The following is a 26,753-nucleotide window of genomic DNA, read 5'->3' as shown; positions in this document are numbered from 1 at the left end:
TAAAATCTAAAAACCACCCTCAAAATGTTATCTTTGCCAACTTAGTAAAGTTATGGGACTAATAAAACTTCAGGATAAAACCTTTAAACCTTTTTTAAGTGAAGCGCAAATTCTTGCAGCGGTAAAAAGTGTTGCAGATAAAATTGCTGCGGATTATAAAGATCAGAATCCAATTTTTGTAGGCGTATTAAATGGGTCTTTTATGTTTGTTTCCGATTTTTTAAAAGCCTATGATTTTCCATGTGAGGTATCGTTTGTGAAATTAAGCTCTTACCAAGGCTTAACCTCCACAGGGATAGTTGAAACGTTATTAGACTTACCAGAAAATATTGAAGGTAGAAGTGTAATTATATTAGAAGATATAATAGATACTGGAAGAACCTTAAAAGAACTTATTCATTTGTTTAGTAGAACAAATGTGAAAGAATTTAAAATAGCTACTTTATTTTATAAATCTAGCGTTTACAGAGGGGAATACCCTATAGATTATTTTGGATTAGATATTCCAGATAAATTTATTGTAGGCTATGGCTTAGATTATAACGAACAAGGTAGAAACTTAAAAGAAGTATATCAATTAAACCAAACCACTATGATTAATCTTGTCCTATTTGGAAAACCAGGAGCTGGGAAGGGCACTCAGGCCGAATTTTTAAAAGAAAAATATAATTTAAAACACATTTCTACAGGAGATGTCTTTAGATTTAATATCAAGAATGGTACCGAATTAGGAACATTGGCAAAATCTTATATAGATAAAGGAGAGTTGGTTCCTGATGAGGTTACTATTAACATGTTACAGGCTGAGGTGGAAAAAAATCCAGAAGTTGCAGGTTTTATTTTTGATGGTTTTCCTAGAACTACAGCACAAGCAGAAGCTTTAGATGCTTTTTTAGAATCTAAAGATATGGCTATAAACGCTACGGTTGCATTAGAGGCTAATGATGAGGTACTTATTCAAAGATTATTAGAAAGAGGGAAAGTTAGTGGCCGTTCGGATGATCAGGACGAAAACAAAATTCGTAATCGTTTTGAAGAGTATAATTTAAAAACTGCTCCTCTTAAAGAATTTTATGAAGAACAAAATAAATTCTATAGTGTAAACGGTATTGGTAGTATTACTGAAATCACAGAACGTTTAGCAGGCGTTATAGATAGTTTGTAGAATAACAGCAATAAGAATTTGTACGTATGACGGAGGGGAATTTTGTGGATTATGTAAGAGTGTTTTTAACTTCTGGTAACGGAGGTAAAGGCTCTGTACACTTACATAGAGAAAAGTACATAACAAAAGGTGGTCCAGATGGGGGAGACGGTGGCCGTGGTGGTCATGTTATTCTTAGAGGGAATAAAAACCTTTGGACACTAGTAACTTATAAGTTTAAAAAACATTTTAAAGCTACTCATGGAGAACATGGTGCAAAAAGTAGAAGTACTGGAGCAGATGGTAAAGATGTGTATTTAGATGTGCCATTAGGAACTATTGTTAAAGACCCGGAAACAGAAGAAATACTAAATGAAGTAACTTCTGATGGTCAAGAAATAATAATCTTAAAAGGAGGCATGGGAGGCCGTGGAAATTGGCACTTTAAATCTTCTACGAACCAAACACCTAGGTATGCGCAACCTGGTATGGAAGGAGAGGAAAGAGATTTTATATTAGAATTAAAAGTATTAGCAGATGTAGGTTTAGTAGGTTTTCCTAATGCAGGGAAATCTACTTTACTATCTGTAATAACCTCTGCAAAACCTAAAATTGCAGACTATGAGTTTACTACCCTAAAACCTAATTTAGGGATAGTTCAATATAGAGATTTTCAGAGCTTTGTAATGGCAGATATTCCTGGTATTATAGAAGGAGCTGCGGAAGGAAAAGGATTAGGACATTATTTTTTAAGACATATAGAACGTAATTCTACTTTGTTATTTTTAATACCGGCAGATAGTAAAGATATTGGTAAGGAGTATCAAATTCTTTTAGATGAATTACGTAGATATAATCCAGAATTATTAGATAAAGAAAGACTTATTGCAATATCTAAAAGCGATATGTTAGATGAAGAACTTATTGCAGAAATGAAGGTTGAGCTAGATAAAGACCTTAAAGGAGTTCCTTATATGTTTATCTCTTCGGTAGCGCAATTAGGCATTACAGAGTTAAAAGATAAACTTTGGAATATGCTTAACGTTTAATCGAAAAAATCTATTTATGTAGATTTTCGCACTCTTTTTTATGTACATTTATAAAAAGCATGTACTATGAAAAAGTTATTTTCTTTACTTTTTGTTCTTGTTTTATTTTCTTGTAACGCCGTACGTGTGCAGTATGATTATGAGAAGACTACAGATTTTACAAGCTACACTACCTATAATTATTTTTCAGACATAGAAACGGGCTTAAGCGATTTAGATACTAAAAGATTACTAAAAGCCTTAGATATTGCCATGCAAAGCAAAGGAATGCTTTTGTCTGAAGAACCAGATTTTTATATAAATATTGAAAGCAAAATATACCAAACCGCAAATGGAAATACGGTTGGTGTTGGGGTAGGTGGTACTGGTACCTCTATTGGCGGTGGCGTATCTGTAGGTATTCCTGTAGGGCAACCCAAAATGAAAAGAGAAATAACTTTTGATTTTGTAGATACTAAAAAGGATGTGCTTTTTTGGCAAGCTATAGGTGCCGATACTTACAAAGAAAACCAAACACCTGAACAAAGGGAATTGCATTTACAAGTTATTGTAAATAAAGTGCTAGATAAATATCCGCCTAAAATAAAGAAGAAATAAAAAAGGCTTCAATTACTTAAAGCCTTTTTTTGGACGATTCCGTTTTTTAAAATTTATGCCTTAAGCAAACCAGTGTACTGGTCTTTGTACCCATAAAGCATTATAACATTAAATACGATTAGAATTATGGAACCAGCTATAGTTGTTGGTTCTAATGTTCCGTGGTATAAAACTGCATTTACTGATATACTCATTAGAATAACCATAAGTAATGCACCAAATTTGTTTAAAAGTAAGGATAGACCCGCAATAATTTCAATAATAGCTACCATATGCATAGTTTTAGTAACCTCTAGGGCTTCTAAATAATTTACGGCATTTTCTGTTTCAGGCACAAATATTATAAAATCAAAAAACTTGTTAAGCCCAAAAAATAAAAGAAAAAGCCCATAAAGAATACGTAATACTAGAAATAATTTTGAATTCATACTACTTGGTTTTAGTTGTTGAACACTAAAAGTACGTAATATTTTTCTTTAAATTTTATAAGATTATTGTGTTTTCGACTACTTACGAGTTTTCACTGTATAGGTTGCAATTATTAATTCATCAACTTTAATGTGAACATCATAATGTCCTGTTTTATTAAATGTATGCGTTAGAATGCATTTATTTTTAATTAGTACAGTTTCTGGTGTACTAGTTTTAGAGCCACTGCCGTTAATAATAACCAAAGCTATTTCCTCATTTGTGAATGGTTTAGTTTGTAAAAGTTCAAAACGAACTGTTTTGTTTTTTTGACTTTCTATATGCATAACTTCTGGTGAAATAGGAATAACATCATTTGTGAAAGCTTCCTTATAAACTATAGGTCCGTTAATAAATTGAGCATAAGAGGGAACATTACTCATTAAAGTCCAATCTAAATCTAACGGATAATGATTTTTAATAAATATAGAAGGCTCTCCTAAAAAATACCCATCAAAGTAATCTGCTTTAAATTTAGGTTCTCCTTCTTCTAATAAGACTTTTCCGGCTGACCAGGTTGCATCGCATAAATACCATTTGCCATTAAGTTTTACTACATTCCAAGAATGATTTGGGAGACTATTTTTATCTATATTTAAGTTAGCTGTACGACCATAACCATTTATGATTTTACATTCTAAATCTACCAAACTAGCAAGTTCTTTTATTAAATAGGCATAACCTGTACAGGCAGTTTTCTTTTGGTTTAGTAGTTTTTTAAAAACCTTAGGAGTAAAACTAGAGTTCCATTTTAAGAAAGCTTCTCTGTCTTTTTTTATTTTGTTTCTATTCTTTTTTGTCCTTAAATAGGAAGAGTAGTCGTTTTCTATATTTATACAAACCCAGGTATAGATAGCTCTAAATTTTTCAACATCAGTATCTAGATTAGAAGTTAAATTTTGGGTGAGTAGTGGTAAGTTTTTTAAACTTTCACCTTTATAATTATGGGCAATGCTATCGGCTTTTTTAAAACTAATTTGTTTAAAATCGCTTCGTTGTCCAAAAGAAACTATAAAGGTGAATAGAAAAAGTATTGTAGTATATTTCATTATTTAAATAGACCAACAAATTTTTGAAAGATATTTTTCTTGGATTTATACACACCACCTACTTGTATTTCTCCCATAAGCTCAACATCTGTATTTGTAAAGTTTATGGTAATATTTATAGTGTCAGAAGTGCTTTCTTGTATTTTATATTCTTTAGTATCGTACCCTATATAACTAAAAACTAAAACATCATTAATGTCAAGTTTATTCGGGAATTCAAAATTACCGTCTAAATCTGTTACCGTTCCTTGTTTTGTGCCTTTTAAAACCACATTAACACCAGGTAGCGGAATGTTCTCTTCATCGAGTACAGTACCTTTTACTGTATATTGAGAAACTGTATTTATAGAAACATTACTTTGTTTAGTGTTAGATATTTCTGTTTTAAATATAGGTTCTAAACTTGCTATTTCTTGAGCATTTACGTTAGAAATAGCACATAATGCAAGTAAAGAAAAACCCGTGGTTGCAATTCCTTTGGAGAAAGATGTACGCATTGTATTATAGTTTTTAGTTTGTAATTGAGACGATTTAAAACGCCCACAAGTATTTGGCTTTGGTACTAAAAAATAATTGTTTATTTCTTCCTGTGTCATCGTTGTAAAATTTATTACTTCTTTTTCACAGGAGTTACAATAACCACCAAGTTCTGTTTTATTAAAGGTATTAAAATTTTCTTTACATGCTTTTTTAATGGTAATGTTACTATCATTTTTCATATTACTTTGGTTTTAGATTATACCTCTAATCTATACCCCAAAAAGTACTTTAAAAACTAGCATTTAGTGTATGACTATAATTTATACGTAAAAGCATCATTTCAGTTAGTTATCTATTTTACACTAACTCTTACTCCTTCGCTATGACTACTAAATTCTGGAGCATACATACTTTGTATGGTAGTTATACCATTGCTAAAATCTCCAGCATTATTTACACGTACATCATACTCAAAAACATAAACTCCTTTAGGTAAATAATCAAAAAAGAAATTAGTGCTTGCATCTTTAGTAGCTTCATAATACCCTAAACCATCTTGCCATTTATATTGCGAGAATACATTTATGGGTTCAAAACCTGCGGCACGCATATCTTTCATATGAATATATTGCATGGTTCTGTCTACTTTTAATTCTATACGAATTCGAACTAAGTCGCCTACTTTTACAGTAGATTTAGAATTAATTTCAGAAAGTTGTTCTCCTGTATCTGTATTCTTTTTTAGAAATAATTTTTTCTTTAATTGTAATGGCGTTTCTGCGGAGGTAATTTTATCCAAGTCTTCAAAATATTGCCAGTATAAGGCTCCCCAAGCAATACCATTTCCTTTTTTAGAAATATTAACTTCCCCTAAACTTGTGTCTATTTCGTTAGCATTCCATGTGGTTTTGTAATAGCCAGTTCCCGCTTCAGTTTTTACATTTTTTAGCTTTTCTGGAGCTATTTTATTTCCTCCAATTAAAACATCTACGGTTTCAGAAACAGAAAGCCAATCACTTCCTTGTAATACTAATGCATATACCGCTTCTGTAGTTGCCTTAGTGGTTTTCCATTGGTTGGTTTGTTTGTTTTTAAGTAACCAAATTTTAAGATTATCAACAGTAGTTATATCATTCTCTATCTCAGAAAAAGCTTCTATAAGTAATGCTTGCGTTTCAATAGGAGCTTGGTACCAATACCAAGAATTGGTGTTCTCTTTCCAATACATTCCTAGTTCCTCCGAAGTAATACTATTCTCTTTTAACGACCTTAGAATTTTAGAAGCTGTAGTAGCATCTTTAGCTCTGTGACTAATTAATGCTAACATTCCTTTTCTATACAAACTATTCGCTTTCCAATATTTCTTAGTTTGCCCAAGATAGTAATTGGTTATTTCGGTTACTTTTTTTGATGTTTTATACTCCATGAAAAAGCTTCGCATATACAAGTAATGAATTTGCGTACTGGTTAAGTGGTTGTCATTTATGTTAGAAGTATGTTTTTTCATGTACTCATACTCTTTCACAAACTGTTTGTCTAAATAGGCTATTGCTTTTTTTAGTATAGTATTTATTTCTTTCTTGTTATTGGTAACATTTAATTGTTTTAAATGACCTAAGCCAGAAATAATATGTTGCGTAATAAAACGATTTTCTCTACCACCTTTAAACCAAGACCATGCACCAGAAGACATTTGGTTTTTTTGTAGTTTTAATAGGGCAGAAGCTTGTTCATTTTGCATTTTGTTTAGATTAAACAATAATGCAATTCTTTTTTTCTGTTCTGTTTCGGACTGTGCATCTCTTAGCCAAGGGGTTTCTTGTATTAAAAGCGATTTTAATTCTTGGTTCTTCTCTAAATTACTAACCAAAGCATCAGAATTAGTCCACTGTTTAAATACTTCTTGAATTCTTGGGTTATTATTTGCAATATGGCTTGCTAATGTATTTGCGTAATATCTAGAGAAAGTCTGTTCGTTACATTCATAAGGATATTCCATTAAATAGGGAAGTGCCTGTACTGCATACCAAGCAGGGTTGCTTGTAATTTCTAAACTAAGTTTATGATGCGTTAAAGAGGTTGAAGTGTTGTCTTTAAGTTTTTCTAAAGTAAATGTTTTGCTTTGGTTACTACGAACCCACATAGGTAGAGTTTCTGTAACCAACATTCTATTGCTTAAAACAGGAAGTACATTTTGCTCTCCATCACTAAAATTAGCAGCTTTTGCGATTACCGTATATTGTACCCCTTGTATACCTTCTGGAATAAGTAATTTCCAAGAAACTTGGGTGTTATTTACAGAGTCTACCGTAAAAGGAAGTTCTGTTTTTGTTGCTATTAATTTATCAGAAATAGGTTTTCCTGTAATAACATCTATAAGTTTTAATTCTGCCATTCCAGACAGTTTTTTATTTGTTAGGTTTGCAATTTTACTACTAATAACTATTGCATCTCCTTCTCTTAAAAAGCGTGGTGCATTAGGTACTACCATAAGTTCTTTTTGGGTAACGGTTTGCATACTTGTAGTAGTGCTCTCTGCATTTTTTGTATGCGCTAATAATTGAAGTTTCCATTTTGTTAATGCTTCTGGTGTAGTAAAACTAAAAGTAACGTTCCCTTCTTTATCAGTTTTTAAATGCGGAAAGAAAAAGGCAGTTTCCTGTAAATTAGTACGGATTTTTACAGGCGTTTTTTCTTTAGATTTATCTTCTAATGGTTTTTTGTCTTTTGTTACCTCTTTCTTTTTTTGAGAGCTATAACCAACTACAACTCTTTCTTCCAATTTAGCTTCAGAATCTTCCATAGCAATTTCGGCAACTTCTTCAGAATCTTCCATCATATCCATAGAAGCCATAGGAGCACTACTTTTCATCATCCTTCTACTTCTGCCATAATATGCATATCCAAATTGTAATCCAAACCATTGAAAAGTATCGTAATATTGGTTTGTATAATTATATTCATTATTATATAAGTTATAGGCTGTAAAATAGTGTTGTCTAAAACTGGTATACCCGTTTGTAGAACATTGCGAATAGTAGTAAGGTTGTGCATTAGGGCTAAAGTACCAATTGTGTCCTCTAAAAGTATTTAAAGAAGCATCATACATACTCGCAAGTAATTCTGCCGATACTTTTTCTCCTTTAGCTCCTTTAATTTTAAATGCCCATGTTTCTTCTGCACCTGGTTGTAATTTATCTCTAAAGGTTAAAGTTTCTATTTCTAAATCTTTTTTAGGATATGGAATTGCAATAGCTATACTGCTACTTATAAAAGAGTTATATGCAGCAAAGCTATATCCAATAGAGAAACCTCCTAAGTCTTTTTTATTAACCGGAATACTAATAGTTTTACTAGTGCCACTTATATGTAGAATTTGAGTGTCAACAATTTTTCTATCTTTTTCAATGAATAATGTTACTTCTAAATCTTTAACATTAGAGAATAAGCTTAGTTTTACTTTATCACCAACTTTATAAGAAGATTTATCTGTTTTAATATGAAAAAGTTGATTATCGGCTAAAGTTTTGTCATTTTCACTAACTAGTGTAGTTTGCGAAATATCTTTTACAAGATTGCCAAATTTGTCCTTAGTTTCTAGCTCTATACGGTATTTTCCAGATTCCCAATCCTTAATTTTTCCCAGAGTTAATTCACTAGTTTCTTTGGTGTTAAAATTACTTTGCCAAACCATTTTTCCTTTTTCCCAAGTTTGTGGGTCATGTTCGTTTGCATAACTTTCATTAGGGAAAAGTTTTTTAAATTCCTCTTTACTCCATGCTTTGTAATCTGGAGCATTCCATGGTCTTTGCCTAAGAACAAATTTTGGAGCGTTTAGCTTATATATTTTAACAGACCCTTTTGCAGGAACTGCAGAACCATTAAGATTTTGAATGTAAACTTGTAGTGTATTGTCCTTCTTTTCTTTATCTAAAACATTTGGAATGTTAATGGTAGCTGTTATACTATGGTAACCTACTTGTACTATTGTAGAAGTGCTGTGGGTTTCACCATTAACATCAGTAACATCGGCGGTAATTTCATAGCTAAATGTAGGTAAGTCTTTTTTGTTTAATGTGTTGTCTGGAATGGCTTTAAAGGTAATATCATACAAACCACTATCATTTGTAGTTACTTCTCCATGAGCAATTTCTTGAGGTTCTATATTTCTATAAGGTCTATAACTCCAGTAATACCATCTAGGAAAATAAACAACTCTTTTTACCCTGTAACTAACTTTTGCATTGGTAATAGTACTACCTGCAAAAGCAACAGCTTTTCCTGTTACTTTAATACTATCATTAACCTTGTAAGTTTCTTTAATGGGATTAAAGGATGTTTCAAATTTTGGCCTTTTATATTCTTCTACAGAGAAATTTGTAGTACCATTTATAGCGATATTAGAAGAAGTTACATACATAGAAAAATTACCTGTAAGCCCGTTACTTGGGAGTATAAATTCTCCAGAAAAAGAGCCATACTCATTGGTTACATAATCTATTTTTTTAACCTCTTGGTAATTAGCGTCTCTGAGTGTAACGCTTATTTTAGTATTTGTAAGTAACCTAGATTGTTTTCCTTCTTTTTGTACGGCAATACATTTAAAATACAAAGGTTGCCCAGGTCTGTATATACTACGGTCTGTAAAAAGAAAACAAGAGTTTGTGGTTTTAGGAGTGTGTTCATCATATTTTTGATTTATATAAAATTCTCCAAAAAAAGCTTTGTCACTGGAGTTTTTGGCTTCGATACTAACATTCGTCCATGTTTCTTTGCCAAGAGGAATAGTAGCAAAACCTTGCGAGTTAGTTAGTACGTTTTTGGTCTTAATTGCATCACGATAATTTAAGTTATAGGTAAACTTTACACTAGTATTTGCTTGTGGTTTCCCATTTACTCTATTAATAATTTGGTATTTGTATTCCGTTGGAGTTTTAGTTTCTACAAGTGCTAAATTGGTAATTTGTACAGGGCTATAAGCAAAAGAAACCTTATCATCTTTAGATTCTGCTAAAAGTAAATAAAACCCTTTTTCTAATTCTGGTAGTAAAATTTCTGTAGTATGTGTTTGGTAATCCTCTTTATCTGTAAGTTTTGCATCCCATTGTTTATATGTTTTTAAAGTCTTAATAAAATCTAGCTGTTTTTTTTCAGGATATATTTTGTTAAGTTTTTGTAACTGAGAAGTATTTATTTTAATAGCGGAAAGCGCTAAATTTTCATAATTTTTATAAGAAACCAACAATTTAGAAGCCGTATTTATGGGTAAATAATTCTCGGTTGTTATTTGCATGCTTTTACCTAAAATTGTGGATTTTAAGGCACGACATTTATCTGCTCCGTAACTTTTAGGAAAGCTAGAAATGGTTTGCTCGCATAATTCTAAAGCCTCTTTTAATTTCCATTGATTTTTAGTTTCTCCAGTTGGGGAATATAAAGCTCCTAATTGTTGATACAGGCTTGCTATTTCATAATTATAAAGCGCAGAAACTTTATCTTTTTTATAACTTTCTGCACTGTTTTGAAGAGTGTGTAGGTATTTTAAATCTTTATCTTGCACTACAGCATTGTTGTGTACAAACTTTAATCGGTCTATATCTACAGGAACAAAAGCATCTAGAGTTTTATCTTTTGCATGGAAGCTTAGTAGTTCTTGGTATATTTCGAGTGCTCTATACTCTAAAGAGGTTTTGTCTTTGGTATCTATTTTTTCATGGATAAATATTGATGCATCACATAAATAATTATCCTTGTTAATTTCAAATTTATCTGCAGGTCTTGTGATACTAGTTTCATTAGACTTATAAAAATCTAATGCAGTATGTGCTAAAACGTCAAACAAAGTAGGTCTAAATAAATCAGATTTTTTTTGTTTATTTAAGATGGCAGAATACTCTGAAATTGGGGATTCTTGTAATTTTTTAGTATTAGATAGGGAATTAGAAAAATGAAGGTTTATTTCATGAAATAAAGTAGTTAAATCCCAAGTTCTAAAATCCTTACTATTTACTTTACTTTCTGTATTTGTTCTATTATAAAATTGGTACCTGTTTTGTTGAAAATATTGCCAATAAAGATTAGCTAAATAGCTTTCTAAAATGTTTTTAGTAGGGAAAGATGCTTCTTTAATCTGCGTATTAAAGTTGGCTATAATTTTTAGTTGTGCATCTTCCTCTAAAGTCATTGCATATTTAGAAGAATATAAAAGCGCTTTAATTTTTTGCGAAGTGTTATTTTCTTTATTCGCCTTCTTAGAAATAGTTTTTACTACCTCTAAAGCCGATTTTGTCAGTGACTCACTCTCTAATTGCTCTACTTTTTGCCATAAAACATCAAAAGAGCTATTGTTTTTTTGAGATTGCATCATTTGTGCAAAGAAAATTATAGTAAGTATTGTTATGGTATTTTTCATCTATATAAATTTACGTAACAAATATGAACCTTAGTAATAATCTTAGCAAGATTAAATGAGTCTAGTAGCTTTTTGAGTTAGGGAACGCAACATTTAGTACATTAGAAACCAAATTCTAACCTGGTTATAATAAAAAAAACTCCCATAACAACAGCAAGTTGTTATGGGAGCTTAATTTATAAAGTTAGTATTATGTTATTTCCAATCTACAATAACAAACTCACATCTACGGTTAATTTCATGTTGTTCTTCGGTACAGGATTCTTCCGTTTCACATTTAATTATAGGCATTTTTTCACCATACCCTTTTGCAGTTAGCCTTTTTTTAGAGATGCCTTGTCTTATTAAATATTCTAGTACGGAGTTAGAGCGTTTTTGCGAAAGTATTTTGTTGTAATTATCATTACCTCTAATATCTGTATGCGTACCAATTTCTAATTGTATACCAGGATTGTTTTTTAAGATTCTAATAATTTTATCCAATGCATCTTTGCCCTCTAAACGTATGTACCAAAGGTCATAGTCAAAATGCACTTTTGGTTCTGCTTTTATAACAATACGTTTTCCTTGTCTTACAACGGCAGGCTCATCTTGTATAGCTTTTTCAATACGTGCTTTACGTTCTTTCTCTGCTTTGATTTTTGCCTCTTCTTTGCGTTTTTCTTCTTGTTCTTTTGCTCTTTTAGCTTCCTCCTTTTTACGTTTTTCCTCCTTTATACGCTCTTCTTTAGCAAGTTTTTCTAGCCTTTCCTCTTCTTCTTTAGCTTTCTGGATTTTGTCATTCTTTTCTTTCTCTATTTGAGCAATAGATCGTAATTCTAAAGAACCATCTTTAACACTATTACGTTCTTTATCTGTAATAATAATTTTAGAATTGTCTTTATATCCTGTTTTTCTAGCTTTTACGGTATATTGTGCCATACAAGTAACAAAAAATTTAAATTCTGCCTTTTCTGATGCAGTTTGCGACTCTACTAATGTTCCGTCTTCTGTAACTAAATCTACCACAGCAAAAGCAATTGGTTTTTGTGAAGAAACTTCTGTAACAATACCAGCTATAAATTGGGAACAATCTTTAATGTCTAAAGGTTTTGTTTCTTCTAATTTATAAATATCATCACCACCAACACCTCCTGGTCTATTGGAAGCAAAGAAACCTTGGTTGTTATTTAAAGATATATTGAATGAAAAATCATCATAACCACCATTGATAGGTTTACCTACATTATTTGGTTTCTGGAAGGTGTCTCCTTGTTTTTTACTCACAAAAACATCTAATAATCCAAAACCAGCATGACCGTTAGAAGAGAAATATAAGTTGTTTTTTTTGTCGATAAACGGAAACTGTTCTTTCTTTTCTGTATTTATAGTAGCACCTAAGTTTTTAGGTTCTCCAAATTCTCCATTTGCATTTAAAGAAACCGCATATAAATCTAATGAGCCAAAACCTCCTGGCCTGTCTGATGCAAAATACATTATAGTTTCACTTGCATTTAAAGCAGGATGTTCTGTAGAAAAATCATCCCCATTAAATGGTAACTCTTCAATATTTCCCCATGAGCCATCTACTAGTTCTGCTTTATAAATTTTTAATCTAGATATTTTTTTACCATCTGTTTTCTTTTTCCCTTTAAGGAAGTTATTACGCGTAAAATAAATGGTTTTTCTATCTTTTGTTATTGCAAAAGTTGCTTCATGCATTTTTGTGTTAATAGTAGAGGAAAGGCTTACACTAATGCTATCTCCTAAAGTAATTTTATCTAGAGGATGTGTGTACATGTCTAAATAGTTTTCACTATTCCATCTATACCGTTTATTTAATCCTGGGATTGCTTTTTTCTTAGAAGCAGCATATATTATACTACTATCTACTCTAGTTGCACCAAATTCAGATTTTATAGTATTTAATGGTAGATTTTCTAATTTAAAACGCTCACCAATAGCATCTACATTTTCTAAGTGCCTTAAATCTTCTTTAAGTAAAGCAACTTTTTCTAGGTTGTTTTGGCTTTTATAATAGTCCATTAAAACCTCTGTTGCTTCTTCAAATTCTCCAACAGCTTTTAAGGTTTGGCTGTATTTAAAGAAATAACTTTCGTCTAAATTTTCTCCATAAACAGAAGTTAAATAAGAATACCATTTTGCTGCTCTTGGCAGTTGGTAAGTATTGTAATAACTGTCTGCTAAGTTTTTTACAACTTTAGAACTTTTATTTGTTTTTACAATTTCTGCATATAATGGAATAGCATCTGTATAAAAAGCTCTTTCAAAATACATGTTTGCTCGCTTTAATTCTTCTTGAGCAAATGAAACGGTCTGTAATAGACCCGTAAATAGTATAAATAGGAATATTTTTTTCATAGTATAGTTTAGTAGAATCTTGGAGATTTATCATATCCTCTTTGTAGACCAAGTAAATCTAAATCAAACAAAAGGAAAATTTCATGAGAACCTGCACTAAAATCACTTAGATTAGATAAGGTGTAATCATATGCGTAACCAGCTTTTAAACCAGGTAATATTTTCATGTTAAACATAGCATTTACAGCATCTTCTAATCTGTAAGATACTCCAGCCTCAAATTTATTATGAATTAAAGTATTTAAAGAAACATCAAAGGTAATAGGAGCTCCTTTTACCATTTTTGCTAACATAGACGGTTTAAGTTTAATATTATCATTTAGGTCATAAACATACCCTGCGGTAACAAAAACATGCATTTTTTCTGAGCCCACAGTACTAATTCCGTTTTGATTGTCTATGTGTTTAGAATTAAGTAAATTAGGAATAGAAACTCCGGCGTAAATCTTATCTCTATGGTAAAAAGCGCCTAAACCAACATTAGGGAAAGTACTATTTATGTTTTCATTAAAAGCAATATCATCTTGTGTTTCTGGTAAAGTAAAACCATTAAAATTGCTGTTAAAATTAGTAATACCAGCTTTAAGCCCTAAAGCTAATCTGCTTTCTTCATCTAATTTAAGACTATAGGCAAAATCTGCAAAAATGTTATTTTCTTTTAAAGCACCATCTCCAATTTCATCTTTTATGAAAGAAATTCCAGCTTCTACTTTTTCTGTAAGAGCAGCATGCGCAAAGAAGGTTAATGTTTTTGGTGACCCTACAGCAGAAGCCCATTGACTTCTGTATAATGTTCCAAAGTTTATTACACTAAGATTGTTCGTTGTATAAGCTGGGTTTATAACACTCATATTATACATGTACTGGGTATATTGTGGATCCTGTTGCCCTTTTACATAAGAGGAATGTAATAACAGCAGAAAGAAAAAATATAGAAATGTTTTTTTCATTATTATTTTATTAATGATAGTTGGTTGGTGTATAGTTTATCTATTAAGGTATAAGTCGCCTTGAATTGGGTTATAGCCTTCTTTATTGTAGTTTATTATATAAAAATAAACTCCGTTTGGTGCAACACTACTTTTGTTATTGGTACCATCCCAAGCAGGGTTATTTATATCTCCTTTAAACATGCTACTACCGTATCTATTAAGAATTTCTAAGGTAAAGTCAGGAAATATTATTTCTATGTTTGGAATAAAATACAAATCGTTTTTACCATCTCCGTTAGGGGAAAATGCATCTGGAATAAAAAAGTTGTATGCATCTGGTTCACAATTACTAAGAAGTATTGTTACTGCAAAACGTTCTGGGTTAATACAACCCGTAATTGGGTTATAGCTTTCTGCATAGTACATTGTATTTGCAACTAAGGGAGTACTACTATCTAATGGTGTAGTACTTTCTGCATCATTAAACCAACGGGTTTCGTAGGAATTAGAGTTTTCTAAAACAGCTAAATTAGTTACGGTTGGGTTGTCTAAACCACATAAACTTAATGTTGTAAACTCAAGAGTAGCTGGTTCTAATTCATGTACTATTGGTGTAACCTCTACACGATCTGTACTATGACAGCCGTTAGAATTTTCAGAGCTTGCAAAGTAGCTAATTCCGTTTTCTAAAATAGTAGTTTGGTCAAGTAAGTTACCACCAGTTAAAGCATCATACCAAACTGTAGTATCTCCGTTTGGAACATTTACACTAAGGTTACTTACTGTAGCGTTATCTGTAGCACAAAACTCTGGGTTAGTTTCTGTAACGGTAGGCCCTTCTGGATTAGTTAACATAGTAACTACCTGTACTCTATTAGATCCTTCACAATTATTATTTAAATCGGTATTAGATATAAAATAATCTTCTCCATTTACAAGAGCAGTTGTTATTGGTAAAATAGAAGTGTCTGTAGCGGTACTATAAAAAAGAATTGTTCCAGTAGCAGTAACACTAATATCTTCTAATGTTGGACCAGAACTAGTATAATTGTTTAAGCAAAAAGTTTGTAAGGCATCTGCAACTGGAGCGTCTGGAACGCCACCTCTTGCAAAGTTTTCTTGTAATTCAAAATCAAATTGTAATCTACAAGGTGTAGTATCATTTTGAGAGCTTCGTACACTAACTGTATAATTTCCTTGAGCAAACCCAGCAACATCTATTTGATAACTAGCAGTACCTCCAGAAAAGTTTATACTATTTTGTGTTAGTACATTATTTGATAATTGATCTATAACATCATAAGTTATAGAATACGTTCCACTTGTTAAGGTTGGAGCATCAATAAGAACATCAATTAAAGTAGCATCACAATTATCATCTACAACTAAATCTAATTGTATTTCTGATGGAGTAGGAGTAATAGAACTACTAGAGCTTAAAGTACATCCTAAATCTAAACCACCAACTACATCAAAATTAAAATCATAATCACCACCTTCTACAAAATTAGTTCCTGGTATAGTAAAGGATGCAGTACCATTTGTAAAACTAAGAGCATTTTCTGATAAGTTTGTTATTATGCCACTAGGACTAGCAATACTATAATCTATAGTATGAGTTTGATTTGATAAAACTTCTGTATTATCAAAAATATTCATGAAATCTACAGTTACGTCAGTATTAACACAACCATTTGTAGTTGTTGCAGATGGGTTTGTTATAAGGAAATCTACCGACGGGACTAGTATGCTAGGGCAAACTGTTTGACTAGGAGATGTACCTACTATGTTAGTAATATCTAGTGTTACGGTACTATTGGTTGGAGCAGTGCTTTTTTCAATATTAAAAGAACCAACGCCATTAGTTAAAATAGCACTAACTGTTTCTGTTTCTACCACTCCACTTAATCTGTACGTAATATCATAGGTTCCATTATATAAATACGTATCATCATAAGTTAAAGAAACCGGAAAAGTATCTTGAGATACACAATAGTTGTCTACGTCTAACGTGCCTATAAGAGTAGGTAGTATAGTTATGGTTACAATAGTAGAAGATTCTTGACATACTGGATGATAAGGTGTGGGATAAACTAAATAAGTAAAAGAATATTCGCCAATACCAAAATCGTTATATATTTGTTGAATATCTATAATGTTATCCGATAAATCGCTTAATTGGTTGGTGCCACTATTGTCTGACCAAGTACCTTCCGAGTCTTCATCTGTAAGTAAATCATTAAGGTTTACATTAGTATAAATAGAAAAATCTTCATTGTTACAAATGGTAAGACCTTGGGCTTCTCCAGATTCTGCTCTTGGGTGTACTTTTAATATTATAGTAGAAATGCTTTCTGGACAGCTACCTACTGGAGCTACGGTATAAGTAAAGGTGTAATTTCCTGGTCCGGCTTCCTCCGCATTAAAAAGATTATTATTTAAATGGCCTGTGAAAGTAGCAGGAGATTCTTCCCATAAACCATTAACGTCTGGTAAAATATCATTTACTTGGTCACCAAGAAACCTGTTTAAATCAACAGCAGCGTCATCACTACATGCATTGGCATCTCCTTCTATATTATCTTCCCCAGAATAGCCTCCTAAGTCTATAGTAACAGTAGCAGATTCTCCGCAAAGGTTATTAGTGTATGTAAAAACATGTGTTCCTGCGTAATGTATTCTCCAAAGATTAAGGATACCTGTGTTTTCTTGAAGAGCAAAATATACTGCAGGATCATTAGTACTCCATGTACCTCCTGGTAATTCTCCTATTAAGACATTGTTTAAATCATACGATTGGTTGTTGGTATCGGAATATTTATCACAAATAGTAACTGTAGAGCTAGTACCTGCACATTGTGCGTTTATGTCTACAGAAAAGTTTAATAGACACAAGAATAAAAGCCATTTAAAGTAAATGGTTTTTTGATTTAGTTTGTTCATTTGGTAGTGGTTATATAGTACTTGAAAACGCCAATGTAGTAGGATATGCTATTTTTTAACATCTTTTTGTTGTATAACCTTACAAAAGAGTTGTTAAATAAGAGAGAAGTATGGTTATACATCTTTAAAAAAGTGCTTTTCATCGATAATTATCTGCTATTATTAGGGTAGAATAGCCTTGATGTACTTAAGAGCTTTACTTATCTTTACGTTTTTTAACTATAAATTTTATGCAAATTCATTTTATTGCAATTGGTGGTAGCGCCATGCACAATTTAGCTTTAGCTTTAGAACACAAAGGATATAAAATAACAGGGAGTGATGATGTTATTTTTGAACCTTCTAAATCTAGACTAACTTCAAAAGGATTATTACCAGAATCTTTTGGTTGGTTTCCAGAGAAAATACATGCTGGCTTAGATGCTGTAATTTTAGGAATGCATGCAAAAGAAGATAATCCAGAGCTGTTAAAAGCTAAAGAATTAGGGGTTACTATTTATTCCTATCCAGAATTTTTATACGAACAATCTAAGAATAAAACGCGTGTGGTTATAGGAGGTAGCCATGGTAAAACAACTATTACTTCCATGATTTTACATGTGTTAAATTATCATGACGTTAATGTAGATTATATGGTTGGTGCACAATTAGAAGGATTTGACAGGATGGTGCATTTAACGGAAGAGAATGATTTTATTGTTCTAGAGGGTGACGAGTATTTATCTTCTCCTATAGATAGAAGACCTAAATTTCATTTATACAAACCTAATATAGCTTTGTTAAGTGGTATTGCTTGGGATCATATAAATGTGTTCCCTACCTATGATAATTATGTAGAGCAGTTTAAAATATTTGTAGATAGTATTGTAAAAGGCGGTAGTATAACATATAATATAGAGGATCCAGAAGTTAAGACTGTAGTGGAAGAATCGGAAAATTCTATACGTAAATTAGGATATACTACCCCAGAATATACTGTTGAAGACGGGCAAACATTATTAGAAACTCCAGAAGGACAAATGCCAATAGAAGTATTTGGAAAACATAATCTTAGCAATTTGGCTGGTGCAAAATGGATTTGTCAAAATATGGGTGTAGATGAGGATGATTTTTATGAAGCCATAGGAACTTTTAAAGGCGCCTCTAAAAGATTAGAGAAAATTGCAGAAAGAACTAACGCTGTTGCATATAAAGATTTTGCGCACTCGCCAAGTAAGGTTGCTGCAACTACAAAAGCAGTAAAAGAACAGTACCCAAATAGAAAACTAATAGCTTGTCTAGAGTTACATACCTATAGTAGTTTTAATCCAGAATTTTTAAAAGAATATAAAGGAGCATTAGATGCTGCAGATGAAGCGGTTGTTTTTTATTTACCAGAATCTGTAAAAATTAAAAAATTAAAAGAAGTAACTAAAGAGCAAATTTCCGAAGCATTTAGGAGAGATGATTTAAATATCCAAACTAATGCATCTAGTTTTAAGGAGTTTGTTTTTAATAAGAATTACGATAATTCAGTTTTACTATTAATGAGCTCTGGAAATTATGGTGGGTTAGATTTTGATGAGATTAAAGAGCTTATAAATACATAGAAAATAGGGCATTAAGTAATTCTGTCAGTTTTTTTAGTTTGGATTGTTTATTGTAATTAGTCTTGCTATGCAATCTAGACTACGTGTATATAAAGAAATCGTATTTTTTATAAAAAGAAGAGTATCTATAATTCTAGTTGCTTTTATACTAGGTATGTCTAATGTTATTTTAGAAGAAACAAGAATGATATATGATACTCGTAAAGAAATAGAGTTACAAGAAATTCAGGAGGAAGACTCCATAAAATAATTAAACACCAAATTGTCTTAAGTGGTGGTCCAAATGTTTATATTCCATTTTACCCCATTGGTCATGCGTTAATACCCCAAAAACGGGATGAGAATGCCATTTTTCTCTATTTTTTAATGCATAAAATTGGGTTACAAGTTCTTTTAGTTTTTCTACTTCCCTAGTAAAATCTTTCTCTTCTTTAGTTTTTAATGCAGGTGCTGTTGGCAAACTTTTACGCCAAGGTTTATCATTATACATAGATTTTTTAACAAATAGTTTAATAATAAAGTTTGCTTTCTTATCTGATTCTTTATTTTTAATAGCAATTTTTAAAGGATATTGACAATGCCATGCCATTTGACCTAGAGACATTTTTCCCCATTGTCTTTGAGAATTATCCTTTAAATTGTTTATTCTATGTAGCACTTCTTTGTAAGCGTCTTCGTTAAATAATGATTTCATAACACTGTTTTATTACAATGGAAATTTACATATAAATTTTTAAGTTCACTATCTTTAAGCCATGCAAGAAAAAGTAAGTTCGCTTTCTATTAAGCATTGGGCTGATGATGATAAACCTAGAGAAAAGTTATACCATAAGGGAAAATCTGTTTTATCAGATGCAGAATTAATAGCAATTTTAATAGGTTCTGGTAATAGAGAAGAAAGTGCGGTAGAATTATCAAAAAGAATTTTAGCATCAGTAAATAACAACTTAAATGAGTTAGGTAAATTATCTATAAAACAATTAACTCAGTTTAAAGGAATAGGAGAGGCTAAAGCTATTTCTATAATAGCGGCACTAGAATTAGGAAAAAGAAGAGGGGGAGAACAAGCAAAAAGTATTGTTAAAATTACTAGCAGTAAAGTTTGTTTTAACTTACTTCAACCTATTTTAGGAGAGTTACCACATGAGGAGTTTTGGATTATTTATTTAAATAATGCCAATTCTATTTTATACAAAAGTCAGTTAAGTAAAGGAGGTATAACAGGAACATTAGTAGATGTTAGACTGGTTATGCGGCAAGCATTAGAATATGGTGCTGTAGGGCTTATATTAGCACACAATCACCCTTCTGGAACGTTAAAACCTAGCCAAGCAGATAAGCAAATTACTCAAAAACTAAAAGTAGCAGCCCAAGCATTAGATATTAAAGTCTTAGACCATTTAATAATAACTGAAAAAGATTATTTTAGTTTTGCAGACGAAAGCATTCTATAATTTTTAGAGCCTATGTTATTAATATATACACATAAGATTACACCGCGACTTAGTTATATAATGCGGCATATGTTTACTAAGGTTTTAGGCATAAAAATTATACTTACAACTACGGTAGAAGATTTTATAAAGCATAAGGGGCCTAAAATAACCTATACGAAACAACCATTACAGAACGAGTTTTTTGTACGTAGTAATGATTTGCTTTTTGAACAAGGAATAAATGCTATAGATATTTCTATTAATGATTGGGATGGGGTACCAGCTTTTTTTGCAACAGGAGAGCGTAGTAGTATCCCTTTTGATGTTTTTTCGGCAAGCTTTTATTTGTTAAGTAGGTATGAGGAATATTTACCTCATGTTAAAGACATACATGGCAGGTTTCCTCCAAAAGAGAGTTTAGCCTATCAAAATAATTTTTTACAAATTCCTTTGGTAGATTTATGGGCTTTAAAGTTGTTAAATGCTCTTAAAGAAAAATTTCCAGATGTGGAGGTAGTTAAAAGAAAGTATAATTTTACTTCTATTATAGATGTTACTTCTTCGCATTGTTATGCGTACAGAGGAATTGTGAGAGGTATTTCAGGTTTCTTGTTGGATCTAGTTTATTTTAGATTAAAAAGAATTGCACAAAGAGTCACAGTTTTATTTAACCCAAGTAAAGATCCTTATAATAACTACCAGTACTTAATAGATTTGCATAAAAAGTATAACATAAAAAGTATGTTCTTTTTTCAGTTTGCATCTTATTCTACCTATGATAAAAATGTATCAACGAACAACAATAAATTTAAATTTTTAATAAAATCGGTTGCAGATTATAGTTTGGTATCTTTAGCTACATCTTATAGCTCTTTTGGTAATGTATCATTAATCAAAAAAGAAAAGAAAGAATTGTCTAGTGTTATTAATAGACCAATTAACTATTCTAGAATACGATATAATAGAGTGGATATTCCAGAAACTTATAGAAATTTAGTAGAAGCAGAATTTACAGATGATTATACTATGGGGTATACCTCAGAAATTGGTTTTAGAGCAGGTACTTGTACTCCTTTTTATTTTTATGATATTCCATTGGAAATACAACAACCTATAAAAATACACCCGTTTGCAGTACATGATTATGCCTTAACAAAAGAAAAGAGTGTAAAAGATATTTTATCAAAAGTTGCGGTAATAAAGTCTCGAGTAAAAGAAGTTAATGGTAGTTTTAATGCTATTTTTTCCAATGAGCTTTTAGGTGGAGATTCTAAAATAAATTGGTTAAAAATTTATACAGAAATTATAAAAAGTAGTAATGTTTAAAGAAGTGGTTACTGATGTTTTTTTTGATTTGGATCATACCCTATGGGATTTTGAAAAGAACTCTGGAATTACATTTGGTAAAATTCTTTTGGAGAATAAAGTAGATATTAAACTAGAAGATTTTTTAAAAGTTTATATCCCTATAAACTTAGAATATTGGAAACTTTTTAGAGAAGAGAAAATAACAAAAGAAGAACTTAGATTTTATAGGTTAAAAAAAGTTTTTGATACTTTAGAATACAAAGTGCAAGATCAACTTGTTCATAAACTATCTGAGGATTATATAGCCCATTTATCTTCTTTTAATCATTTATTTCCTAATGCAATAGAAATACTAGAATATTTAAAACCAAACTACAAATTACATATAATTACCAATGGTTTTCAGGTGGTGCAAGAAAAAAAATTAAAGAATTCTAACATTAGAGATTACTTTTCATATGTTATAGATTCTGAGATGGCGGGAGTGAAAAAGCCAAATCCAAAAATTTTTAAAATGGCTTTGGATAAAGCAAATACTATACCCCAAAAATCTATAATGATAGGAGATAGTATAGAGGCCGATATTTTAGGAGCAAAAGCTGTTGGTTTTCATACACTACATTTTAACGCACATAAAGAGTCAAGGCACGATTATTGTGATATGATTCATGATTTAAATGAAATAAAAAAATATTTATAGAGTTATAAATATAAGTGCTATTCTTTGCATTTTTTTTTATTCTTAACAATGTGCGCTAGTATGAAAAAATTGGGTGTATTTTTATCGCTTATAACACTTATGTTGTGTGTGGTTTCTTGTATGGAAGATCAAGACTTTGATCAATATAAAGATTTGAGTGTTGTTCCTGTTTTTGAAAGTAGCATCCTATATTTAGAATCTACTGAAGATGTTATAAATAATGTTCCTCCTGGTCCTTTTTATTCTCAAGATTTTAGTTTTAACGCTTTTTCTGAAGCTTTTTTTTCAGATAGAGTTTTAGATGGTGTAATTACGTATGAGATAGAAAACACTACAAGTAAACCATTATCCTTAACCTTAGAGTTTTTAAATGATGCTGATGAGGTTTTAGATTCTGAACCTTTTACTATAGACCCCGCGCCATCTGGAACTTTACAAAGAGATGTTGTTTATGGAGATACAGGAAAAAGCCTTGATATTATTAGAAATACTTCTAGAATTAGGGTCGTAGCTGTTAATGAAGGTGACAGTACAAGTACTTCTAATGTTTCCCCTCCGCTAGTAAAATTTAAATCTAGCGGTAAATTTAGCTTACGTATAAAATGAGAAAATATAGCATAATTTTTATTTTCATAGCTTTTGTATGCCATTTTGTTACTGGACAGAACAAGCAGTTGTTATATGATTTTTCAGAAATTCCGCAATCTTTGCTAATAAACCCAGGAACAGAAACAGACTTTCAGTGGTATTCAGGAGTTCCTATACTTTCAGGAATTTCATTACAAGCTGGTTCTTCAGGAATATCTGTAAATGACCTTTTTGCTAATGATGGAATAGATTTTAATGATAAAGTAAGAGACCGTTTAATTAATGGTATGAGTCCTAAAGATGATTTAAGTGGCACCTACCAAATAGAATTAATAAATATAGGGTATAGGGGTGCTGAAACAGATAATTTTTATTCTTTTGGAATTTATAATGAAGGAGACGCTATTGGTTATTGGTTTAAAGACTATGCCAAATTAGGTTTTGAAGGTAATGCCGATAATTTAAACAATAGGTTTAATCTTAGTCATTTAAAAACTAGAGGAGAAATTTTAAATGTTTTTCATTTTGGAGTTACAAAAGAGATAGATAATAAATTAACTTTTGGGGTAAGAGGTAAGTTGTATTCTGGAATAATAGATTTTACCTCCACAAAAAACAAAGGGTATTTTGTAACAACTGAGGGACAGAATAACTTATTATCTAATACTCTAAGCGCAGATTTAGAATTAAAGTCTTCAGGAATAATAACATTAGATCATGTTATAGATGGAGACAGTTCTGCTGGCGACATGATAAAGAGAGGTTTTTTTGGCGGTGATTTAGGTCTAGGAGTAGATTTGGGATTTACTTATCATTTAAACGAGCAGACCCTAATAACAGGTAGTTTATTAGATTTAGGTTTTTTGTATCATAGTACAGATGTGTTAAGCTATACTTTAAAAGGAAATGCTACTGTAGAAGGAGTAGAGATTATATTACCAGATGCTATAAATGATCCTAATACAGATTTTTGGCAAGATTTAGTAGATGATGTTGAGGGTTTAGTGCCATTTGAAGAAAATAGAAAAAGTTATATCACTTTTAGGCCAACAAAATTATATGGTTCTTTACGATATAATTTCGGAGAAACCGTACAATCAAAAGGAAGATTAGATTGTGATTGTAACCTTTCGGGTGGTAAATCTAACCGAACAAAATATGCTAATGGAGTAGGAGGGCAGCTTTATGTTATTAATAGACCAAGAGGGCCGCAGGCAGCTTTGTCTGCGTTTTATCAAAGACGTTTTGGAAACATAATGGCAGTAAAAACAACCTATACCATAGACAAATATTCTTTTTCTAATGTTGGGTTAGGTTTAAACTTGCAAGCGGGTCCAATAAATATGTATTTCATGGCAGATAATTTATTAGCTTATAGAAATATTGCTGCTAGTAATTACGCTTCTTTTCAGTTAGGAATTAATATCATATCTTGGGGTAAGAATTGATATAAATGTTAAAGGTTTAAATTTTAGTCTTATTATAGGCAAATTTGGCACATTTATTTCATATTACTAATAACTCTAAAGAATTTTATTTTGAAATATTTAATTTTATTTGCTGCGTTTACAATTAGCTTCTCTTCTATGGCGCAATCCGTTTTTGATGATTATAAATATATAGTAGTGCCAAAAAGGTTTACTAGTTTTAAGAAAGAAAACCAATATCAAACTAGTACATTGGTAAAACATTTGCTTACAGAAAATGGTTTTACAGCTGTTTATGAAGATGCTCTTCCAGAAGAACTTATAATAAATAGATGCATGGGTTTATATGTGAAATTAAATGATAACTCTTCTATGTTTAGCACAAAGGCCAGTATCTCTTTTGAAGATTGTGCTTCTAAGGAAGTTTTTATAACAAAAGATGGAAAAAGTAAAGAAAAAGAATATAAATTGTCTTACTCTGAAGCAATAAGAAGTGCAATGAAATCTTTAGATGTTGTTAATTATACGTATAAGGAACCCGTGAATGAACCTATAAAGGTTAGTTTTAAAAACGATGTAAAAAAGATGGATAACGCTGCTCAAGAATCTACTAGTAAAGTCCAGAAAACCCAAGTGGTAAAGCAAGAGGCAACTAAAGAGGAGCAAAGTTATAAGAGTGTTGCGCCAGTAAAATCTAATTATAAAAAGGCTGTGAAAAAAGCGATGCCTCTTGAATTTAATCCGGAAGAGGTATTGTATGCCCAAGAAATAACAAATGGCTATCAGCTAGTAGATAGTAGCCCAAAAGTTTGTTTAAAAATATATAAGACCTCTGTAAAAGATGTGTACTTAGCTTCTGGCGGTATTATTTATGGTAAAGATGGTAAGTGGTATTATGAATATTATCTAAATGATGTTTTAACTACAAAAGAATTAAATATTAAATTCTAGAAGTTATACTTGTCTTTCCATCTATTTTTTAAAAAATCTTTAAGCGTATTTTCTCTTTGGTTATTTCCTGGAGTATAAAAACTAGTGCCAGAAATTTCATTTGGTAAAAATTCTGCAGCAATAAAGTTGTTTTCATAGCTATGCGCGTATTTGTAATCTTTGCCGTAACCAATGTCTTTCATTAGTTTAGTTGGAGCATTTCTTAAATCTAAAGGAACAGATAAGTCTCCGGTTTGCTTTACTAATTGTTGTGCTTTTCCAATAGCTGCGTAACTAGCATTGCTTTTTGCAGAAGTGGCAAGGTAAATAGTGCACTGACTAAGAATTATCCGTGCTTCTGGATAACCAATAGTAGTAACAGCCTGAAAACAGTTATTCGCAATTACTAATGCAGTAGGGTTGGCTAATCCAATATCTTCAGATGCGGAGATTAATAAACGCCTAGCAATAAATTTTACATCTTCCCCTCCTTCTATCATTCTGGCAAGCCAGTAAACAGCAGCATTAGGGTCACTACCTCTAATAGATTTAATAAATGCAGAAATAATATCATAATGCTGTTCCCCTGTTTTGTCATATAAAACAGTATTTTTTTGAACTTTACTCATTACTAAATCATTAGTAATAGTAATGTTTTCCTCTTCTTCAGAATTTACAACAAGCTCAAATATATTTAAAAGTTTTCGGCCATCTCCACCAGATAAGCGCATAAGAGCCTCTGTTTCTTTTAAATTAATTTTTTTGCTTTGTAGTACAGTATCTTCTTTTATAGCTCTAATTAATAAAGCTTCTAAATCATTTTTATCAAAAGCATTAAGAATATAAACTTGGCATCTAGATAAAAGTGCCGGAATTACTTCAAAACTTGGATTTTCTGTGGTTGCTCCAATTAATGTAACCCATCCTTTTTCTACTGCGGCTAATAAAGAATCTTGTTGTGATTTACTAAAACGGTGAATTTCATCAATAAATAAAATTGGATTTTTAGCTGTGAATAACCCTCCAGACTGTTTAGCTTTATCTATAACTTCTCTAATATCTTTTACGCCGCTATTAATTGCACTTAGTGTATAAAAAGGACGTTTACTTTCTTCTGCAATAATGTTTGCTAAAGTAGTTTTTCCAGTTCCTGGCGGTCCCCAAAGTATTAAAGATGGTATAAGACCTTTTTTTATTTGATTTGTTAAAGACCCTTTTTCTCCTACTAAATGGTTTTGACTTATATAGTCTTCTAAGTTTTTTGGACGTACTCTTTCTGCAAGTGGCTCATTCATACCATAAAAGTAAAATAAAAAATAAGATGACAATCTTACAGGATT

Annotated in this window: 20 protein-coding genes; 11 read left to right on the top strand and 9 right to left on the bottom strand. The window is 31.3% G+C overall.

The annotated features are described in order from the left end of the window. The first annotated feature begins 52 nt into the window (after nt 1–52). The 3 genes from Q0820_RS00470 (at nt 53) to Q0820_RS00460 (ending at nt 2,790) form a co-directional block, all read left to right on the top strand. Nucleotides 53–1,165 (top strand): adenylate kinase, encoded by a 1,113-nt coding sequence (locus tag Q0820_RS00470; RefSeq protein WP_298484245.1) that lies wholly within the window; start codon nt 53–55, stop codon nt 1,163–1,165. A gap of 26 nt (nt 1,166–1,191) precedes the next feature. Then, the gene (gene obgE / locus Q0820_RS00465) at nt 1,192–2,193 is read left to right on the top strand and encodes a GTPase ObgE (RefSeq protein ID WP_298484244.1); all 1,002 of its coding nucleotides are present in this window, start codon (nt 1,192–1,194) and stop codon (nt 2,191–2,193) included. A gap of 66 nt (nt 2,194–2,259) precedes the next feature. Beyond that, nucleotides 2,260–2,790, top strand: coding sequence for a DUF4136 domain-containing protein (locus Q0820_RS00460; RefSeq protein ID WP_298484243.1), 531 nt, complete (start codon nt 2,260–2,262; stop codon nt 2,788–2,790). Between the two features lie 53 nt (nt 2,791–2,843). Here Q0820_RS00460 and Q0820_RS00455 read toward each other — a convergent pair whose 3' ends face one another. From Q0820_RS00455 to Q0820_RS00425, 7 genes are all read right to left on the bottom strand, one after another. Next, nucleotides 2,844–3,218 (bottom strand): DoxX family membrane protein, encoded by a 375-nt coding sequence (locus Q0820_RS00455; RefSeq protein ID WP_298484242.1) that lies wholly within the window; start codon nt 3,216–3,218, stop codon nt 2,844–2,846. A 78-nt stretch (nt 3,219–3,296) separates the two neighbouring features. Beyond that, nucleotides 3,297–4,307, bottom strand: coding sequence for a transglutaminase domain-containing protein (locus Q0820_RS00450; protein ID WP_298484241.1), 1,011 nt, complete (start codon nt 4,305–4,307; stop codon nt 3,297–3,299). Beyond that, on the bottom strand, nt 4,307–5,026 hold the full coding sequence (locus Q0820_RS00445; RefSeq protein WP_298484240.1) for a carboxypeptidase-like regulatory domain-containing protein: 720 nt from the start codon (nt 5,024–5,026) through the stop codon (nt 4,307–4,309). The genes Q0820_RS00450 and Q0820_RS00445 overlap by 1 nt, the downstream gene beginning before the upstream one ends. A gap of 113 nt (nt 5,027–5,139) precedes the next feature. Next, nucleotides 5,140–11,199, bottom strand: coding sequence for an MG2 domain-containing protein (locus tag Q0820_RS00440; RefSeq protein ID WP_298484239.1), 6,060 nt, complete (start codon nt 11,197–11,199; stop codon nt 5,140–5,142). A gap of 195 nt (nt 11,200–11,394) precedes the next feature. Further along, complete coding sequence (locus Q0820_RS00435; RefSeq protein ID WP_298484238.1) at nt 11,395–13,560, bottom strand: OmpA family protein; 2,166 nt, start codon at nt 13,558–13,560, stop codon at nt 11,395–11,397. A gap of 8 nt (nt 13,561–13,568) precedes the next feature. Next, nucleotides 13,569–14,510 (bottom strand): type IX secretion system membrane protein PorP/SprF, encoded by a 942-nt coding sequence (locus Q0820_RS00430; protein WP_298484237.1) that lies wholly within the window; start codon nt 14,508–14,510, stop codon nt 13,569–13,571. Nucleotides 14,511–14,546: 36 nt separating this feature from the next. Continuing rightward, nucleotides 14,547–17,435 (bottom strand): gliding motility-associated C-terminal domain-containing protein, encoded by a 2,889-nt coding sequence (locus Q0820_RS00425; RefSeq protein WP_298484236.1) that lies wholly within the window; start codon nt 17,433–17,435, stop codon nt 14,547–14,549. Between the two features lie 230 nt (nt 17,436–17,665). Here Q0820_RS00425 and Q0820_RS00420 point away from each other — a divergent pair, with 230 nt between their 5' ends. Both Q0820_RS00420 and Q0820_RS00415 read left to right on the top strand, forming a co-directional pair. Beyond that, nucleotides 17,666–19,024, top strand: a complete 1,359-nt coding sequence (locus Q0820_RS00420; RefSeq protein WP_298484235.1) for a Mur ligase family protein — start codon at nt 17,666–17,668, stop codon at nt 19,022–19,024. A 67-nt stretch (nt 19,025–19,091) separates the two neighbouring features. Continuing rightward, nucleotides 19,092–19,274, top strand: a complete 183-nt coding sequence (locus Q0820_RS00415) for a hypothetical protein (RefSeq protein ID WP_298484234.1) — start codon at nt 19,092–19,094, stop codon at nt 19,272–19,274. Here the strand turns inward: Q0820_RS00415 and Q0820_RS00410 are convergent, their stop codons facing one another. After that, complete coding sequence (locus Q0820_RS00410) at nt 19,275–19,718, bottom strand: DUF1569 domain-containing protein (protein ID WP_298484233.1); 444 nt, start codon at nt 19,716–19,718, stop codon at nt 19,275–19,277. A gap of 61 nt (nt 19,719–19,779) precedes the next feature. Here Q0820_RS00410 and radC point away from each other — a divergent pair, with 61 nt between their 5' ends. The 6 genes from radC to Q0820_RS00380 all read left to right on the top strand — a co-directional run bounded on the left by radC (nt 19,780) and on the right by Q0820_RS00380 (nt 25,434). Then, nucleotides 19,780–20,478, top strand: a complete 699-nt coding sequence (gene radC, locus Q0820_RS00405) for a DNA repair protein RadC (RefSeq protein ID WP_298484232.1) — start codon at nt 19,780–19,782, stop codon at nt 20,476–20,478. Nucleotides 20,479–20,490: 12 nt separating this feature from the next. Beyond that, nucleotides 20,491–21,786 carry a polysaccharide deacetylase family protein gene (locus Q0820_RS00400; RefSeq protein WP_298484231.1) on the top strand — a complete coding sequence of 432 codons (1,296 nt, stop codon included), beginning with the start codon at nt 20,491–20,493 and terminating at the stop codon, nt 21,784–21,786. Next, nucleotides 21,779–22,468: a YjjG family noncanonical pyrimidine nucleotidase gene (locus Q0820_RS00395; RefSeq protein ID WP_298484230.1), complete on the top strand. Its 690-nt coding sequence runs from the start codon at nt 21,779–21,781 to the stop codon at nt 22,466–22,468. The genes Q0820_RS00400 and Q0820_RS00395 overlap by 8 nt, the downstream gene beginning before the upstream one ends. Nucleotides 22,469–22,528: 60 nt before the next feature. Beyond that, the gene (locus Q0820_RS00390; RefSeq protein ID WP_298484229.1) at nt 22,529–23,074 is read left to right on the top strand and encodes a hypothetical protein; all 546 of its coding nucleotides are present in this window, start codon (nt 22,529–22,531) and stop codon (nt 23,072–23,074) included. After that, entirely contained in the window at nt 23,071–24,504 is a 1,434-nt protein-coding gene (locus Q0820_RS00385) for a DUF5723 family protein (RefSeq protein WP_298484228.1), read from the top strand. The genes Q0820_RS00390 and Q0820_RS00385 overlap by 4 nt, the downstream gene beginning before the upstream one ends. A 90-nt stretch (nt 24,505–24,594) precedes the next feature. Then, entirely contained in the window at nt 24,595–25,434 is an 840-nt protein-coding gene (locus Q0820_RS00380) for a hypothetical protein (RefSeq protein ID WP_298484227.1), read from the top strand. Here the strand turns inward: Q0820_RS00380 and Q0820_RS00375 are convergent. Continuing rightward, entirely contained in the window at nt 25,431–26,708 is a 1,278-nt protein-coding gene (locus Q0820_RS00375; protein ID WP_298484226.1) for a replication-associated recombination protein A, read from the bottom strand. The two genes, Q0820_RS00380 and Q0820_RS00375, sit on opposite strands and share 4 nt — an antisense overlap. Nucleotides 26,709–26,753 lie beyond the last annotated feature (45 nt).

Origin of the sequence: uncultured Maribacter sp., from assembly GCF_947495965.1 — a bacterium.
GTDB lineage: Bacteria > Bacteroidota > Bacteroidia > Flavobacteriales > Flavobacteriaceae > Maribacter_B.
This window is presented reverse-complemented; position numbering and strand designations above follow the sequence as displayed.